Source organism: Streptomyces sp. NPDC055239 (genome assembly GCF_053606205.1).
In genome coordinates, this window is the sequence record NZ_JBSGRD010000010.1 from 39,861 (window position 1) to 55,162 (window position 15,302).

13 protein-coding genes are annotated in these 15,302 nt (G+C 71.2%); 11 read left to right on the forward strand and 2 right to left on the reverse strand.

Features of this window, described 5'->3' with window-relative positions; all coding sequences use genetic code 11:
* Positions 1 to 31: 31 nt before the first annotated feature.
* The 3 genes from ACWFRJ_RS28455 to ACWFRJ_RS28465 are packed head-to-tail and all read left to right on the forward strand — an operon-like array spanning position 32 to position 3,046.
* Positions 32 to 955 (forward strand): DUF5819 family protein, encoded by a 924-nt coding sequence (locus ACWFRJ_RS28455; RefSeq protein WP_453536831.1) that lies wholly within the window; start codon positions 32 to 34, stop codon positions 953 to 955.
* The gene (locus ACWFRJ_RS28460) at positions 952 to 2,238 is read left to right on the forward strand and encodes an HTTM domain-containing protein (protein ID WP_453536833.1); all 1,287 of its coding nucleotides are present in this window, start codon (positions 952 to 954) and stop codon (positions 2,236 to 2,238) included. Before ACWFRJ_RS28455 ends, ACWFRJ_RS28460 begins: the two co-directional genes overlap by 4 nt.
* A gap of 16 nt (positions 2,239 to 2,254) precedes the next feature.
* Positions 2,255 to 3,046 carry a TrmH family RNA methyltransferase gene (locus tag ACWFRJ_RS28465; protein WP_453536836.1) on the forward strand — a complete coding sequence of 264 codons (792 nt, stop codon included), beginning with the start codon at positions 2,255 to 2,257 and terminating at the stop codon, positions 3,044 to 3,046.
* Between the two features lie 15 nt (positions 3,047 to 3,061).
* Here the strand turns inward: ACWFRJ_RS28465 and paaN are convergent, their stop codons facing one another.
* The gene (gene paaN, locus ACWFRJ_RS28470) at positions 3,062 to 4,753 is read right to left on the reverse strand and encodes a phenylacetic acid degradation protein PaaN (protein WP_453536839.1); all 1,692 of its coding nucleotides are present in this window, start codon (positions 4,751 to 4,753) and stop codon (positions 3,062 to 3,064) included.
* A gap of 196 nt (positions 4,754 to 4,949) precedes the next feature.
* Here paaN and ACWFRJ_RS28475 point away from each other — a divergent pair, with 196 nt between their 5' ends.
* Both ACWFRJ_RS28475 and ACWFRJ_RS28480 read left to right on the forward strand, forming a co-directional pair.
* Positions 4,950 to 6,467: a 3-hydroxyacyl-CoA dehydrogenase gene (locus ACWFRJ_RS28475; RefSeq protein WP_453536842.1), complete on the forward strand. Its 1,518-nt coding sequence runs from the start codon at positions 4,950 to 4,952 to the stop codon at positions 6,465 to 6,467.
* Positions 6,464 to 7,057 carry a TetR/AcrR family transcriptional regulator gene (locus tag ACWFRJ_RS28480; protein WP_453536845.1) on the forward strand — a complete coding sequence of 198 codons (594 nt, stop codon included), beginning with the start codon at positions 6,464 to 6,466 and terminating at the stop codon, positions 7,055 to 7,057. Before ACWFRJ_RS28475 ends, ACWFRJ_RS28480 begins: the two co-directional genes overlap by 4 nt.
* 14 nt (positions 7,058 to 7,071) lie before the next feature.
* Here ACWFRJ_RS28480 and ACWFRJ_RS28485 read toward each other — a convergent pair whose 3' ends face one another.
* Positions 7,072 to 7,581 carry an Lrp/AsnC family transcriptional regulator gene (locus tag ACWFRJ_RS28485; protein ID WP_453537642.1) on the reverse strand — a complete coding sequence of 170 codons (510 nt, stop codon included), beginning with the start codon at positions 7,579 to 7,581 and terminating at the stop codon, positions 7,072 to 7,074.
* A 204-nt stretch (positions 7,582 to 7,785) separates the two neighbouring features.
* On the opposite strand from ACWFRJ_RS28485, the gene pdhA reads away from it, so the two are divergent.
* The 6 genes from pdhA (at position 7,786) to ACWFRJ_RS28515 (ending at position 15,272) form a co-directional block, all read left to right on the forward strand.
* A complete protein-coding gene (gene pdhA / locus ACWFRJ_RS28490; RefSeq protein WP_453536848.1) occupies positions 7,786 to 8,943 on the forward strand; it encodes a pyruvate dehydrogenase (acetyl-transferring) E1 component subunit alpha in 1,158 nt (385 codons plus the stop codon).
* Positions 8,940 to 9,968 carry an alpha-ketoacid dehydrogenase subunit beta gene (locus tag ACWFRJ_RS28495; RefSeq protein WP_453536851.1) on the forward strand — a complete coding sequence of 343 codons (1,029 nt, stop codon included), beginning with the start codon at positions 8,940 to 8,942 and terminating at the stop codon, positions 9,966 to 9,968. Before pdhA ends, ACWFRJ_RS28495 begins: the two co-directional genes overlap by 4 nt.
* Complete coding sequence (locus ACWFRJ_RS28500) at positions 9,968 to 11,449, forward strand: dihydrolipoamide acetyltransferase family protein (protein WP_453536854.1); 1,482 nt, start codon at positions 9,968 to 9,970, stop codon at positions 11,447 to 11,449. The genes ACWFRJ_RS28495 and ACWFRJ_RS28500 overlap by 1 nt, the downstream gene beginning before the upstream one ends.
* A gap of 117 nt (positions 11,450 to 11,566) precedes the next feature.
* Positions 11,567 to 12,676, forward strand: a complete 1,110-nt coding sequence (locus ACWFRJ_RS28505; protein ID WP_453536857.1) for an NTP transferase domain-containing protein — start codon at positions 11,567 to 11,569, stop codon at positions 12,674 to 12,676.
* Complete coding sequence (locus ACWFRJ_RS28510) at positions 12,673 to 14,163, forward strand: molybdopterin molybdotransferase MoeA (protein ID WP_453536860.1); 1,491 nt, start codon at positions 12,673 to 12,675, stop codon at positions 14,161 to 14,163. Before ACWFRJ_RS28505 ends, ACWFRJ_RS28510 begins: the two co-directional genes overlap by 4 nt.
* Complete coding sequence (locus tag ACWFRJ_RS28515) at positions 14,160 to 15,272, forward strand: potassium channel family protein (RefSeq protein ID WP_453536863.1); 1,113 nt, start codon at positions 14,160 to 14,162, stop codon at positions 15,270 to 15,272. The genes ACWFRJ_RS28510 and ACWFRJ_RS28515 overlap by 4 nt, the downstream gene beginning before the upstream one ends.
* Positions 15,273 to 15,302: the final 30 nt, after the last annotated feature.

A 15,302-nucleotide genomic window follows, 5' to 3' on the forward strand; every position in this document is an offset into this window, starting at 1 on the left:
GGCGGTAGAGAGCCGTGTGACGGGTGGGCCGATGGACGCACCACCGTCCGGGATCGGGAATCGGGGCGGAATGGACGCGAACGACAACAACGCGCACGAGCCGCCGATCCCACCCGCAGACCCGAACGAGCCGCCGATCCCACCCGCCGACCCGCACGACCCGCACGACCCGCCGATCCCACCCGCAGACCCGAGCGGGCCGCCGATTGACGCGCAGGGGCCGCCGAGCCCGCCCGTCGACGCCCCGCCGCCCCCCGGTGCCGTCCCCGCCGCGTCCCCGCAGCGCACCGGCCTCGCCGCCCTCTCCCCGCGCTACCAGGTCGCGGGCGCGCTCGCGATGGCGCTCATCGCCGTCACGGCCTGCGTCCACACCGGGATGCTCTTCCTCCACGTCGCCCCCGCGAACACCATGACCAAGCAGCACGGGCAGGTCGTCGACGACTGGATCTACCCCGAGTTCGAGCAGAACTGGAAGCTCTTCGCGCCCAACCCGATGCAGCAGAACATCGCGGTGCAGGCCCGTGCCGAGATCCGTACAGATGACGGAACCATCCGGACCACCGGCTGGTACGGCCTCTCCGCGCGCGACGGCGCCGCCATCGACGGGAATCTGCTGCCCAGCCACACGCAGCAGAACGAACTGCGAAGGGCCTGGGACTTCTATGTGGGGGCGCACGACGCGCAGAATCGTCCCCGCGGTCTGCGCGGGGAGCTCTCGGAGCGCTACATCCGCCGCATCGTGGTGATGCGCGTCGAGCGCGAGGAGCCGATGGGGCGCGGCGCCACCATCGAGCGCGTCCAGGTCCGCTCCAAGACCACGAACGTGACGGCTCCTGAGTGGAGCGACGAGAAGGTCAACACCAAACCGGTGCTCCGCCAGTTGTCGTGGTGGTCCGTGACGGCCGACGACATGCCCCTGGGCAAGGCTCAGGAGTCCGAGGGAGACGCCCGATGAACCGCTTCGGCTCCGAGCTCGGGCGTGGCATCGAACGGATCACCTCGTCCGCTCTGGGGCCCCGCCAGACCGCCGTGATCCGCATCGGGTTCGCCGCGACCTGGCTGCTCTTCCTGCTGCGCGAACTCCCCCACCGCCACGAGCTCTACGGGCCCGACAGCCCGTGGAGCTGGGACATGGCCCAGCAGCTCATCGCGGAGAACGACGCCTTCACGGCCCTGATGTGGTCCGACGGGCGCATCTGGTTCGAGACCGTCTACGCGCTCGCCGTCCTGAGCAGCGCCCTGCTGATGCTCGGCTGGCGCACCCGCACGATGTCCGTGATCTTCATGATCGGGGTGCTCTCGCTGCAGAACCGCTCCATCTTCATGGGCGACGGCGGCGACAACGTCATCCACCTCATGGCGACCTATCTGGTGTTCACGCGCTGTGGTCAGGTCTGGTCGCTCGACGCCCGGCGCGCCGCACGCGCGCGTGCGGCATCGGTGGAACAAGGGGAGACACCGGTCGAGCGGGGGGAGACGGCTGAGCGGGGGAAGACGGCTGAGCCGCCCGTCGACAGGGTCGGGCCCGTGCTGTGGTGGGTCCTTGGGCTCGGTCTCTCCGTGGTGACGTTCATGGGGGAGCTCAGCGGGGGATGGTCGCTGGTCTTCTGGGGGCTCTGGCTGGCGCACGGCCTGTGGTGGGCCGTCTCACGGCGCGCGCCCGATGGCGAGGCGCACAAGCTGCTCGACATCGTCGTCAAGCTCGCGCACAACGCCGCGCTCCTTGTGATCATGGTCGAGGCGTGTCTGATCTACGCGACGGCCGGCTGGTACAAGATCCAGGGCAGCCGCTGGCAGGACGGCACGGCCATCTACTACCCGCTGCGCCTCGACTACTTCTCCCCCTGGCCGGCGCTCTCCGACCTGCTCGCCTCGCACGGCCTCATGGTGATGCTGGTGACGTACGGGACGGTCGCCGTACAGGTCGCCTTCCCCTTCACCCTCTTCAACAGGCGCGTCAAGAACGTTCTGCTCGCCGCCATGATCTGCGAGCACGCGGTCATCGCGGTCGTCCTCGGCCTGCCGTTCTTCTCCCTCGCGATGATCGCGGCCGACATGGTGTTCCTGCCGACGTCGTTCCTGCGGCGGGTCGGTGCATGGACGACGCGCGCGCGTGGAGCGCTGTTCTCACGGTTTTCTCGGTTCTCGCGCGGCGGCACGGTGCCGGGGCAGCGCGGGTCGGACGAGGAACCGGCCCCGGAATCGACCGAGCACGCGCGCGTAGGCTTCCCTTCATGAACGGGACGTACGCGGGATGAGCGGGACGCACCAGCGTGATCCGGACGATGCCGTGCGTGCCTGGCGGGGGATCGCGGACACCTCCGTGCTCCTCGACGGCTTCCATGCCATCAAGCACGCGCTGCGCTTCGGAGCGGTGATCCCCTCGGCGCTGGCCGGTGACAGGGCCGCTGTCCTCGCCCTCGCCGACGAGCTCGCGCCGGATGTGAGGGAAGCCCTCGACGCGCTCCTCGTTCAGGTCCCGGACACGACCCTGCGCGCCCTTGTGCCGCGTCTGCATCCCACCGGAGTGGCCGCTCTCGCGGTACGCCCTTCCCGCGCGGCCAATCTCGACGCGCTGGCCCGCATGCCGAGGACCGCGCCCGTCATCGTCCTCGACGACCCGCGCAACCTGGGCAACGCCGGGGCCGTGATCCGGCTCGCGGCGGGGTTCGGGGCGACGGGCGTCGTCACGACCGGCACGATCGACCCCTGGCATCCCACGGTCGTACGCGGCGGCGCCGGCCTGCACTTCGCCACGGCCGTCGAGCGGACGGACGTCTCCGAGCTGCCGCCGGGGCCGGTCTTCGCGCTCGACGCGGAGGGCGAGGACATCCGAGGCCTCAAGCTGCCGGACGACGCCGTGCTGGCCTTCGGGTCCGAGCGCAGCGGCCTGTCCGGGCAGCTGCGGGAGCGCGCCGACCACTTGGTGTCGCTGCCGATGCGGCCCCAGGTCTCCAGCTACAACCTGGCCACCAGCGTCGGGATGACGCTCTTCCACTGGTCGGCGAGCGGGCCGACGGGCAGGCCTCCGGGCGCGGAGGCCTGAACCCGCCGCGGGGCGTCAGGCGTCCCTGCGCACCTCCACCACCCGGAAGCGGTTGGCCACGAAAGCGCCGTCGCACAGGGCGGCGTTCGCCGCAGGGTTGCCGCCCGAGCCGTGGAAGTCCGAGAACGCCGCTGTCTGGTTCACATACACGCCGCCCGTGAGGTTCAAGGAGAGCTGGGCGCACTCCTCAAGGCAGGTCTCCTCGACGGCGCCGGACACCTCGTCCGACGTCGTGTACGCGCCGACCGTCATCGCGCCCTTGTCGCGCACCGTGCGGCGCAGCAACTCCACGGCGTCCGCGGAGGAGTCGACCGCGACGGCGAAGGAGACGGGGCCGAAGCACTCGTTCAGATAGACCGCCTCTGCGTCCGGCTTCGCGCCGTCCAGCTTGACGATCACCGGGGTGCGGACCACGGCGTCCGGGAACTCCGGGTTGCTGATCTCCCGTGAGGGGAGAGCCACTTCGCCGAGACCTGCCGCGGCCTCGAGGCGGGCCTTCACGTCCGGGTTCACGAGGGCGCCGAGGATGCCGTTCGCCCGGGCGTCGTCGCCGAGCAGGCCGTTCACCGATGCGGCGAGGTCGGACACCACGTCGTCGTACGACTTGGCTCCGGCGTCGGTCGCGATGCCGTCCCGGGGGATCAGGAGGTTCTGCGGGGTCGTGCACATCTGGCCGCTGTACAGCGACAGGGAGAAGGCCAGGTTGGACAGCATCCCCTTGTAGTTGTCCGTCGAGTCGACGACGACCGTGTTCACGCCGGCCTTTTCCGTGTAGACCTGCGCCTGGCGGGCGTTGGCCTCCAGCCAGTCACCGAAGGCCGTCGAGCCCGTGTAGTCGATGATCTTGACCTCGGGGCGCACGGCGAGGGTCTTGGCGATTCCTTCGCTGGGTCGCTCGGCGGCCAGGCACACCAGGTTCGGGTCGAAGCCCGCCTCGGCGAGGACCTCGCGCGCGACGCGCACCGTCAGCGCGAGCGGCAGCACCGCGCGCGGGTGGGGCTTGACCAGGACGGGGTTGCCGGTGGCCAGGGAGGCGAACAGGCCCGGGTAGCCGTTCCACGTCGGGAACGTGTTGCAGCCGATCAGGAGCGCGATGCCGCGCGCCACGGGCGTGAAGCGCTTGTCCAGGGCGATCGGGTCGCGCTTGCCCTGGGGCTTGGACCACTCGGCGGTGTCAGGAGTGCGCGCCTGCTCGGCGTACGCATACGTCACCGCTTCGAGGCCGCGGTCCTGGGCGTGCGGTCCGCCCGCCTGGAAGGCCATCATGAAGGCCTGGCCGCTGGTGTGCATGACCGCGTGCGCCATCTCGTGCGTGCGGGCGCTGATGCGCGACAGGATCTCCAGACAGACCACCGCGCGCACTTCCGCGCCCGCCTCGCGCCAGGCGCGCATTCCGGCGCGCATCGCGGGCAGCAGCGTGTCGATGTCCGGGTGGGGGTAGGTGATGCCCAACTCGGTTCCGTACGGCGAGACTTCCGCGCCTGTCCAGTCGTCCGTGCCCGGCTGGTCGAGGTCGAAGCGGCTGCCCAGGAGGGCGTCGAAGGCGGCTTTGCCCTCGGGCAGGCTCAGGCTGCCGTTCTCTCCATAGGCCTTGGGGTGCTCGGGGTGCGGTGACCAGTACGCGCGCGTGCGGATCGTTTCCAGCGCTTGGTCGAGCGTGGGCCGGTGCGTGGCGATCAGCTGGTGCGCGGTGAGTTCGGCGGCCATATCGGACCAACTCCTCGTCGAGCCGGCTCTTCGTCGAGCCGGCGAGCTGGGCAGGGCAGTGGGCAGGAACAGACAGACAGAGCTAGAGTAACCGAACGATCGGTCGGGACAAGGGGGTCCGCCGAACCTGTGGACAACTTCTCGCCGGGCACCCCCGCACCCTCCGGCGGACATCTCGTGCGGGAGGATCGCGAGCATGACAGCACTCGAGCTCAGCAGCCCCGTTGCCGTGGTCGGCACCGGCACCATGGGCCAGGGCATAGCCCAGGTCGCCCTGCTGGCCGGCCATCCCGTGCGGCTGTACGACGCCGTGGCGGGACAGGCGAAGACCGCGGCAGCCGCGATCGGCGCACGCCTGGACCGGCTCGTCGAGAAGGGCAGGCTCACCCCCGACGACCGGTCGGCCGCCGGGAGCCGGATCACACCGGTCGACAGCCTCGCCGGTCTTGCCGGGTGCGGACTCGTCATCGAGGCAATCCTGGAACAACTGCCCGTCAAGCAGAGCCTCTTCGAAGAGCTGGAAAAGATCGTCGGCGAGGACTGTCTCCTCGCCACCAACACCTCTTCCCTCTCCGTCACCGCCATCGCGGGCACGCTCGAGAAGCCCGGCCGATTCGTCGGCCTCCACTTCTTCAATCCGGCGCCGCTCCTCCCCCTCGTCGAGGTCGTCAGCGGCTCCGCGACCGACGAAACGGCCGCCACGCGCGCGTACGAGACGGCGCGGGCCTGGGGCAAGACGCCGGTACGCAGCGCGGACACCCCCGGCTTCATCGTCAACCGGATCGCCCGCCCCTTCTACGCCGAGGCGCTGCGCCTCCATGAGGAGCGGGCCGCCGACCCGGCCACCATCGACGCCGTCCTGCGCGAATCCGGCGGCTTCAAGATGGGCCCCTTCGAACTCACGGACCTCATCGGCCAGGACGTGAACGAGGCCGTCACCCGCTCCGTGTGGGAGTCCTTCTTCCAGGACCCCAAGTTCACGCCGTCGCTCGCCCAGCGCCGCCTCGTCGAATCACGCCGCCTGGGCCGTAAGTCGGGTCAGGGCTGGTACGCGTACGGGGACGACACCCCGCGCGCCGAGCCCCACACGGCGGCGCCCGCACCGGCCCCGGCGTCCGTCACGCTGCACGGAGACCTGTTCCAGGCGCACGACGTCGCCAAGCTGATCGACGAAGCCGGGATCGACATCCCGTACAAGGAGCCCTTCGACCCCGACCGCCCCGGCTATATCGAACTGCCCAGCGGTGTGCGGATGTTCCTGAGTGACGGTTCCACCGGGGACGACGCCGAGGGGGCGGTGATCCAGTTCGATCTCGCGCTGGACTACCGTTCCGCGACCAGGATCGCCCTGGCCCCCTCCGTGGCGGTGAGCGAGGACCAGCTCCACGAGGCCGTGGGCCTCTTCCAGGCACTGGGCAAGCAGGTCAGTGTCATCGCCGATGTCCCGGGGATGATCGTGTCCCGCACCGTCGCCATGCTCGTCGACTTCGCCCAGGACGCCGTCGCGCGCGGTGTCGCCAGCAGAGAGGACATCGACACGGCGATGCTCCTGGGCGTCAACTACCCGCGTGGACCGATCGAATGGGGCGAGGCGCTCAACCTGCACTGGGCCATCAACATCCTGGAATGCCTGCACCAGGAGTACCCCACCGGCCGCTACGCACCGTCCCGAGCGCTTCGCCGCGCGGCAGCGCGAGAGGACCTCACCGCATGACCACCACCAGGCGCGACACCTATACCCCGGAGACCCTCCTGGCGGTGGCGGTCCGGGTCTTCAACGAGCGCGGATACGACGGCACGTCCATGGAGCACCTCTCCAAGGCGGCCGGAATCTCCAAGTCCTCGATCTACCACCATGTGTCCGGCAAGGAGGAGTTGCTGCGCCGCGCGGTGAGCCGGGCGCTCGACGGGCTCTTCGGGATCCTCGCCGAGGAGCACGCGCGCGTGGGCACCGCCGTGCAGCGCCTGGAGCACGTCACGCGCCGCACCGTCGAGGTGCTGATCGCCGAGCTGCCCTATGTGACGCTGCTCCTTCGCGTGCGCGGCAACACGGACACCGAGCGGTGGGCCATGGAGCGGCGCAGGGAGTTCGACCAGCAGGTCGCCGATCTGCTCAAGGAGGCCATCGCCGACGGCGACCTGCGCTCGGACGTCGAGCTGCGCCTCGCCACCCGGCTGCTCTTCGGCATGATCAACTCCATCGTGGAGTGGTACAAGCCCGACGCCCGTGGCGCCTCGTCGGGCGAGCAGGTCGCCGACGCCGTCGTGCAACTGGCCTTCGCGGGCCTGCGCAGCGGCGGCTGACGGGTCAGCTCTCCTCAGCTCTCCGGGTCCAGGTCGTCCTCCTCGAAGACCAGCAACGTACGCGTGCTGAGCACTTCGGGGATGGACTGCAGCCGGGTCAGGACCAGCTCGCGCAGCGCGCGGTTGTCCGGTGTGTGCACCAGGAGCAGCACGTCGAAGTCACCGCTGACCAGCGCGATGTGAGAGGCGCCCGGCAGCGTGCGCAGGTGCTCGCGCACCGTGCGCCAGGTGTTCTGGACGATCTTGAGTGTGATGTACGCGGACGCGCCCTGACCTGCCCGTTCGTGGTTGATCCGGGCGCCGAAGCCGCGGATCACACCATCGTCGATGAGCCGGTTGATGCGCGCGTACGCGTTGGCCCGTGACACATGGACCCGCTCGGCCACGGACCGTATCGACGCGCGACCGTCCGTGTGCAGGATGTGCAGGATGTCGCGATCGATCGGGTCGAGCGGGCGGGGCAGGCCCTCTTGGCGGTCGCCGGACCCGCTTTCCGGACGATCACCGTCGCGCCCGTCGGCCATTCGTTCAGATGCCATGTCCCCCCGCCTCCCTACCATGGACGTACTGCATCCATCCCAGGCTGTGGAGAACCGTTTGTCCACAGCCTGGAGGTGCCTGTAGCCAAAATGTGCCGACGACCGAACAATCGGTAGGTGAGGCGCCTCACGTTGTCGTGCCTCTTTGCCGCTCCCACGAGGAGATCGCTGCCACACGGAGGTGCCGACATGACGGTCATGGAGCAACGGGGCGTCTACCGGCCCACTCCGCCACCCGCATGGCAGCTCAGGACCGATCCCGCGCCGCTGCTGCCCGACGCGGAGCCGTACCGCGTCCTGGGCACGGAGGCCGCCGGCAAGGCCGACGAGGAGCTCCTGGGCCGCCTGTACGCACAGCTGGTGCGCGGACGGCGGTACAACACGCAGGCGACCGCCCTCACGAAGCAGGGCAGGCTCGCCGTCTACCCCTCGAGCACCGGCCAGGAGGCGTGCGAGGTGGCCGCCGCGCTCGTCCTTCAGGAGCAGGACTGGCTCTTTCCCAGCTACCGGGACACGCTCGCCGCTGTCGCCCGTGGCCTCGACCCCGTCCAGGCGCTGACCCTGCTGCGCGGCGACTGGCACACCGGGTACGACCCGCGTGAGCACCGCATAGCGCCCTTGTGCACCCCTCTCGCGACCCAGCTCCCGCACGCCGTGGGGCTCGCGCACGCCGCCCGCCTGAAGGGCGACGACGTGGTCGCGCTCGCCATGGTCGGCGACGGCGGCACCAGTGAGGGCGACTTCCACGAGGCACTGAACTTCGCGGCCGTCTGGCAGGCGCCCGTCGTCTTCCTGGTGCAGAACAACGGCTTCGCGATCTCCGTGCCGCTCGACAAGCAGACGGCGGCCCCGTCCCTCGCCCACAAGGCCGTCGGGTACGGAATGCCGGGACGCCTGGTGGACGGCAACGACGCGGCGGCGGTGCACGAGGTGCTGAGCGACGCGGTGTCCCGCGCGCGTCAGGGCGGCGGCCCCACGCTCGTCGAAGCGGTGACGTACCGCATGGAGGCCCACACGAACGCCGATGACGCCACGCGATACCGCGGGGACGCCGAGGTCGAGGCCTGGCGCGCGCACGACCCGATCCTGCTCCTGGAGCGGGAGCTGACCGAGCGCGGCCTCCTCGACGAGGACCGGACGCGGGCGGTCCGCGACGACGCCGAGGCCATGGCAGCCGACCTGCGCGAACGCATGAACCGGGACCCCGCGCTGGACCCCATGGACCTCTTCAGCCATGTGTACGCCGAGCAGACCACCCAACTGCGTGAGCAGGCGGCCCAGCTGCGGGCCGAACTTGAGGCAGAAGACGACGCGGAGAACGCGGACGGCGAGGGGAACGCGCGATGAGCACGGTCGCGGCCGAACGGGCCACCAAGAAGACAGCCAAACCGGCCACCATGGCGCAGGCGCTCGGGCGCGCGCTGCGCGACTCCCTGGCCGATGACCCGTCCGTACACGTCCTCGGAGAGGACGTCGGGGCGCTCGGCGGGGTCTTCCGGGTCACCGACGGACTCACCAAGGAGTTCGGCGAGGACCGCTGTACGGACACACCGCTCGCCGAGGCGGGCATCCTGGGGACGGCCGTCGGCATGGCGATGTACGGGCTCCGGCCCGTCGTCGAGATGCAGTTCGACGCGTTCGCCTACCCCGCCTTCGAGCAGCTGATCTCCCACGTGGCGCGGATGCGGAACCGCACGCGGGGCGCGATGCCGCTGCCCATCACGGTGCGCGTGCCCTACGGCGGTGGCATCGGAGGCGTCGAGCACCACAGCGACTCCTCCGAGGCCTACTACATGGCGACCCCGGGGCTCCATGTCGTCACGCCCGCCACGGTCGCCGACGCCTATGGCCTGCTGCGGGCCTCCATCGCCTCCGACGACCCGGTCGTCTTCCTGGAGCCGAAGCGTCTCTACTGGTCCAAGGCCGACTGGAACCCGGACGCGCCGCAGGCCGTCGACCCCATCGGCAAGGCAGTGGTGCGGCGCACCGGGCGCAGCGCCACGCTCCTCACGTACGGGCCTTCCGTGCCCGTCTGCCTGGAGGCTGCCGAGGCGGCGGTCGCCGAGGGCTGGGACCTCGAAGTGGTCGATCTGCGCTCCCTCGTGCCCTTCGACGACGAGACGGTGGCCGCTTCCGTGCGGCGGACCGGGCGCGCGGTCGTCGTGCACGAGTCGGGCGGGTTCGGCGGTCCCGGAGGGGAGATCGCCGCACGCGTCACCGAGCGGTGCTTCCACCACCTTCAGGCTCCGGTCCTGCGCGTCGCCGGGTTCGACATTCCTTATCCGCCGCCGATGCTCGAGCGGCATCACCTGCCCGGCGTGGACCGGATCCTGGACGCGGTCGCGCGGTTGCAGTGGGAGGCGGACAGCTGATGGCGCCCGGTCTGAACGTGAACAGCCTCGAGTTCAAGCTGCCCGACCTCGGCGAGGGGCTCACGGAGGCGGAGATCACCCGCTGGCTCGTCCAGGTCGGCGATGTCGTCGCCGTGGACCAGCCCGTCGTCGAGGTGGAGACGGCCAAGGCGATGGTGGAGGTGCCCTGCCCGTACGGAGGCGTGGTGACGGCCCGCTTCGGTGAAGAGGGTACGGAACTTCCGGTGGGATCGACGCTGTTGACGGTCGCCGTCGGCGCCCCGGCAGGGAACGCGGATCCGGCTCCGCAGGAGCCCGCGGAGCGGGCCCTGCAAGCGGCTGCCGCCGAGGAGTCCTCCGGCAACGTCCTGGTCGGGTACGGCACGGCCGCGGCGCCCGCACGGCGCAGAAGGGTGCGGTCGACGGGGCCCGCCACACAGTTCGCCCCGAAGCCTGCCCCGCAGCCCGCCCCACGCTCCGTACGGCAGCCCGCACGGCAGGAGCAGCCGCCGAGGCTGCGGGAGCCTGCCGGGACGCCCGAGGCCGCTGGTTCGGCCAACCGCCCGCACGCGGACGGCCCGATACCGGTGATCTCGCCCCTCGTGCGGAAGCTGGCCCGTGAGAACGGCGTGGAGCTGCGGGAGTTGACGGGCACGGGTCCGGACGGGCTGATCATGCGGGCCGACGTGGAGACGGCCATCGTGGAAGGCCGGACGACCGCGACCGCGCACGAGACGACCGCGCACCAGTCGACCGCGCAGGAGACCGCCCCGCACGAGGACACGCTCACGCACCCGACGGCGGAGGACCGCTATCCGCTGACCGGCATCAGGGGCCTCGTCGCGGACAAGATGTCCCGCAGCAGGCGTGAGATACCGGAAGCCACCTGCTGGGTCGACGCCGACGCGACCGAACTGCTCGCGGCGCGCGCCGCGATGAACGCCGCCGTGAAGGAGGGCGACGGGCGGAAGATCTCGCTGCTCGCGCTGTTCGCCCGCATCAGCGTGGCCGCCCTTGCCCGCTACCCGATGCTCAACTCCACCGTGGACATGGAGGCGCGCGAGGTGGTCCGGCTCGCCGACGTCCATCTCGGCTTCGCCGCGCAGACCGACCGCGGTCTGGTCGTCCCCGTGGTCCGGAACACGAACAAGCGGACCACCGACTCCGTCAACACCGAGCTGATCCGGCTCACGGAGGCGGCGCGGGACGGGAAGCTGACACCGGGGGAACTGACGGGCGGCACGTTCACGTTGAACAACTACGGCGTGTTCGGGGTCGACGGCTCCACGCCGATCATCAATCACCCCGAGGCGGCCATGCTCGGAGTGGGCCGGATCGTGCCCAAGCCGTGGGTACACCAGGGCGAGTTGGCGGTGCGTCACGTCGTGCAGCTCTCGCTCACCTTCGATCACCGGGTGTGCGACGGCGGTACGGCGGGCGGGTTCCTGCGGTTCGTGGCGGACTGCGTGGAGCAGCCCGCGGTGTTGTTGCGGGCGGTGTGAGGAGGCTCGGGGCAGCGTCGTGAGCCTCGGCGCGGTGTCCCCCTGGTGATGTGAGTCCCCCTACAGAGGGGTGCACCGAGGGGTGGTATTGATCCTTCGTGCGCCCATACTCGGGGGATGACCGCGCAGAGGGCTCCGGGTGGCGCCGTATCCGCCGCCTCGCACGCCCCCCCGACCGATGCCCCGCCCGACGATCGGCACGACGCCCCGTATGACGCCGTGGTGCTCGCGGGTGGCGGCGCCAGACGGCTCGGCGGCGCGGACAAGCCCGGCGTACGGGTGGGCGGCCGGGCACTGCTCGACCGGGTGCTCGGCGCGTGTTCCGGAGCGGGGACGACGGTGGTCGTCGCCGGGCCCCGGCCGACCGCGCGCCCCGTGGTGTGGGCGCGCGAGGAACCCGCCGGGGCGGGGCCGCTCGCCGCGCTCGACGCGGGGCTGCGGCGCACGGGGGCGAAGCAGGTGGTGGTGCTCTCCGCCGATCTGCCGTTCCTGGAGGAGCGGACGGTCCGGAGCCTTCTCGTCGCGCTGCGGGAGAGCGGCGCGGACGGCGCGGTGCTGAGGGACCCCGGAGGCCGGGACCAGCCGCTGGTCGCCGCCTACCGCAGCGCCTCGCTGAAGCGCGGGATGACGCTGCTCGCCGCTGAGCACGACGGTCTGACGGGGCTTCCGCTGAAGTCGCTCACCGCGCGGCTCGAACTCACCCGGGTCGCTGACCCGGTCGCGTCCTTCGACTGCGACACCTGGGACGACATCGCCGCCGCACGGGCGCGCATCAGGGAGCATGGGCACGTGTTGGATGAATGGATTTCCGCAGTCAAGGACGAACTGGGCATCGAGCTCGACGTCGACACCGGCTTGCTGCTCGACCTCGCCCGCGACGCCGCACACGGCGTGGCCAGGCCTGCGGCTCCGCTGACCACCTTCCTGGTGGGGTACGCGGCGGCGCGGGCCGAGGGCGGCGGGCCCGAGGCGGTGGCCGAAGCCACCCGCAAGGCGGCGGCGCTGGCCACGCGGTGGGCGGAGGAGGGTGACGGCACCGACACGGGGTCTGGCGGGAAGCCGGATGCCGTCCCCGGCGAGAAGCCGGATGCCGCGCCTGACGCGGCGGCACCAGGCTCCGCCCCGGCCGTGACGCCACCGGGCTCCGCGCCTGACGTGGCGCCGCAGGTGGACCGCCCCGACCCGGGGCAGGACGCACGGTCCGACATGCGGCCGGACGCCGGATGAGTGGGCGGCCCGCGCCGGACGCCGAGCTCGACGAGGCTCTCGCCCTGGTGAACGACGACCATGACCGCAGGTCCGGCGGGCGCGCCGGCGGTGCGCCCGTAGGCGGCGGCGACCTTCGGAGCACCTCGGCCACCTCGGGTGACCCGGGGAACGAATCCCTGCCCCAGCCTCCGTCCGGTCCTGCGGCACCCGCCGCACCCCCCGCCGAGAGTGGACCCAGCGGCAACTCCACCCTCAGCAACCCCACTCTCAGCAACCCCACCACCCAACCCGAGCACCGCGACATCACCCCCTGGCCCGCAGCCCGCACTGCTGCCGGACGCGCTCCCCGGCCCGTTCCCTCCGCCGCCGAGCCGAGCACCGTCCCCCTGGGCCAAGCGCTCGGCCTCGTTCTTGCCGCGCCCCTCGTCGCCCTCACCGATCTGCCCTCCTTCGACACCTCCGCGATGGACGGCTGGGCCGTAGCCGGGCCCGGACCCTGGGACGTTCGGGCCGACGGGATTCTTGCCGGGCACGGGCGGCCGGACCCGCTCTCCGACGGCGAGGCCGTACGGATCGCGACCGGGGCACGGATTCCGCGAGAGGCCACCGCCGTCATCCGCAGCGAGCACGGCCTCACCGACGACAAGGAGCGGCTGCACCCCCGGCGGGACGTCACGCAGGGGCAGGACATCCGCCCGCGCGGCCAGGAGTGCCGCTCCGGCGATCAACTCCTGCCACTGGGCACCCCGGTGACCCCGGCGGTGCTCGGCCTCGCGGCAGCGGCGGGGTACGACGAACTGCCCGTGGTGCCCCGGCCCAGAGCCGAAGTGCTGATCCTGGGCGACGAGTTGCTGACCGACGGGCTCCCCCACGACGGCCTCATCCGTGACGCGCTCGGGCCCATGCTTCCGCCCTGGCTGCGCTCGCTCGGCGCGGAAGTCATCGGAGTGCGCAGGCTCGGTGACGACGCCGATGCGCTCCACGAGGCCATCACCACCTCGACCGCCGACCTCATCGTCACCACCGGCGGCACCGCGTCAGGACCGGTCGACCACGTCCACCCCATCCTGCGCCGCATCGGCGCCGAACTCCTCGTGGACGGCGTCGCGGTACGCCCCGGGCACCCCATGCTGCTCGCCCGCATCCGCCCCGACCAGCACCTCGTCGGCCTGCCCGGCAATCCGCTCGCCGCGGTCTCCGGCCTCCTGACCCTGGCCGAGCCCCTGCTGCGTACGCTCTCGGGGCGCCCCGCCTCATCGCCGTACACCGCTGCTCTGAGCGAGGACGTGCACGGGCACCCGTACGACACCCGGCTCGTCCCCGTCACCCTCCGCGCCGACCACGCGGTGCCGCTGCACTACAACGGTCCGGCCATGCTGCGCGGGATCGCGGTGGCCGACGGCCTCGCGGTCGTCGCGCCGGGTGGCGGGCGGCAGGGCCAAGAGCTGGAGGTCCTGGACCTCCCGTGGGGTGCGGACGCGGTGGCCGGGGAGTGTTTCACGTGAAACTTCCCGGACACGACGCCATCGCCCGCCACCCCGACGAACACCTCGTCACCCACCGCATCAAGCTGCCCCGCCGAGTCGTCGAGCGACCCCTGCTGCAGGTCGGCAAGCGGCTCCTCATGGCGCTCGCGGTGCTCGCCCTGACGACCTTCATCGTCTGGATCGACCGCGGCGGCTACCACGACAACTCGGACGACGCGCTCGACTTCCTCGACGCCGCCTACTACTCCACCGTCACGCTCTCCACCACCGGCTACGGCGATATCGTTCCGTACAGCGACAGCGCGCGGCTCTGCAACATCCTCCTGATCACGCCGCTGCGCGTGCTCTTCCTGATCATCCTGGTCGGCACCACTCTCGAAGTGCTCACGGAACGTACGCGCGAGGAATGGCGCCTGAACCGCTGGAGGTCCAACTTGCGTGAACACACCGTCGTCGTCGGCTTCGGTACGAAGGGCCGCTCCGCGATCCAGACCGTCTGCGCCACCGGCCTGAAGCCCGAGCAGATCGTGGTCGTCGACCCGAGCGCGAAGGTCGTCGACGCCGCCACGGCGGAGGGCTACGCGGGTGTCATCGGTGATGCGACGCGCAGCGATGTGCTGCTCCGTGCCGAGGTGCAGCGCGCCCGGCAGATCATCATCGCGACCCAGCGCGACGACACCGCGGTCCTGGTCACGCTGACCGCCCGGCAGATGAACCGCGCGGCGAAGATCGTGGCCGCGGTGCGCGAGGAGGAGAACGCGCCCCTCCTTCGGCAGTCCGGCGCCGACGCGGTGATCACCAGTGCCAGTGCGGCGGGACGGCTGCTCGGCCTCTCCGTGCTCAGCCCCAGCGCGGGCATGGTCATGGAGGACCTGATCCAGCAGGGCAGCGGGCTCGATCTCGTCGAACGGCCGGTGATAAAGGCCGAGGTGGGGATGGGGGTCCGCGAGACGGACGACCTCGTCGTGAGTGTCGTACGCGGGCATCGGGTGCTCGGGTACGACGATCCTGCCGTCGGGAAGCTGCAGTTGATGGACCGTCTCATCACCATCGTGCGGGCTACGCCGACGTCACCGATGGCCCCCGACGCCCGGTCGAATCCGCCGCGCGGCGGACTGCGTACGTAGTCGGACACCGCCGCGCGGCGGTCTGCGCAC